The organism is Clostridium sp. K04, from assembly GCF_019734375.1.
Lineage (GTDB): Bacteria > Bacillota > Clostridia > Clostridiales > Clostridiaceae > Clostridium > Clostridium saudiense.
Genome location: NZ_JAASHD010000090.1, coordinates 1 through 1,143 on the forward strand (window position 1 = coordinate 1; position 1,143 = coordinate 1,143).

1 protein-coding gene is annotated in these 1,143 nt (G+C 29.9%); it reads right to left on the reverse strand.

Features of this window, described 5'->3' with window-relative positions:
* Positions 1 to 76: 76 nt before the first annotated feature.
* The gene (locus HCG70_RS17260) at positions 77 to 1,045 is read right to left on the reverse strand and encodes an LCP family protein (RefSeq protein WP_195955612.1); all 969 of its coding nucleotides are present in this window, start codon (positions 1,043 to 1,045) and stop codon (positions 77 to 79) included.
* Between the last annotated feature and the right edge of the window lie 98 nt (positions 1,046 to 1,143).

Genomic DNA, 1,143 nt, shown 5'->3' on the forward strand with positions numbered 1-1,143 from the left:
ATTCCAAATCTACCAACTAATCATACAAAAAAAGAGTAGATAGATTTGTTTTTTACACAAATCTATCTACTCTCCCTTAGTCTAAAGAATATAAGAATTTATGTATATCATTAGTAGTTTCTTCAGCATCTATAGTTAGATGTAGCATGTCTGTATAGATAGTTTCAGATTTTCCATCAAGAGGAAATCTAGATTGCTCTATATTAGGAGTACCCATGCCTAGAACTGTAGTAGCTATAGAGATAATCTCACTATTAGTAAGATTAGTTGTTACTAAAGGCAAAATATCGTCCATTATAGAAATTAGTTCTGTAAGTGATGAATCTTTAAATTTGTTAAATAAAGCTTCAAGAACATCTCTTTGTCTTTCACTTCTTTTATAATCACTACCTTCAGTATATCTTATTCTACAATACGCAGCCGCTTGAGTTCCGTTTAAGGTTTGAGTACCAGCTGAGGTTAATTTTTCAGTATTTGTACCATTTTCACTATCAATATTTTTAATATATCCATTTATATAATTTAATTCTTCATTAGTTATATTCATTTCAACCCCACCAAGTTTATCAATAATTTCAGGTAAAGTGTGTAAACTAACAGAAATAAATTTATCAACAGTTAAATTAAAATTTGTATTTATAGTTTTTAATATAAGCTCTGGTCCGCCATAGGCCATTGTATAATTTAAGTTTTGTTTTCCACTTCCGTCAGGTAAATCCAAATACATATCTCTCATTAGTGAGAAAAGCTTAAGTTTATTATTTTTTTTATCTATTCCTAATATCATAGTACAGTCTGAAGCACCATAAAGATTTCCGTATTTCTCATTTTGGCTAAAATCTGTTCCTAATAAAGCTATTGTTACAACATCTTGATCTTCCTTTGCTGGTTCTTTACCAGTTTCAGTTACGACAGATCTATCAATTTCAACTCTTTCCACTTTTGATGCATAGTGATTAAGCGCAAATGATGCACTTCCAATTATTAAAACTAATACTAAGCCAATACCTATTAGAGCCTTTTTTGTTGTAGATAATTTTTTCATAAGTTCCCCCTTATAGTCCATAACGATCTGTTAAGTTATATGAACATTGCTCTTCTCAGCCCAAGGAAATACAATAGGTTTGCGATACTAAATAATAC

Excerpts from the sequence above, each read along its gene's own strand:
- HCG70_RS17260 (WP_195955612.1), bottom strand. The coding sequence starts at position 1,045 with ATGAAAAAATTATCTACAACAAAAAAGGCTCTAATAGGTATTGGCTTA.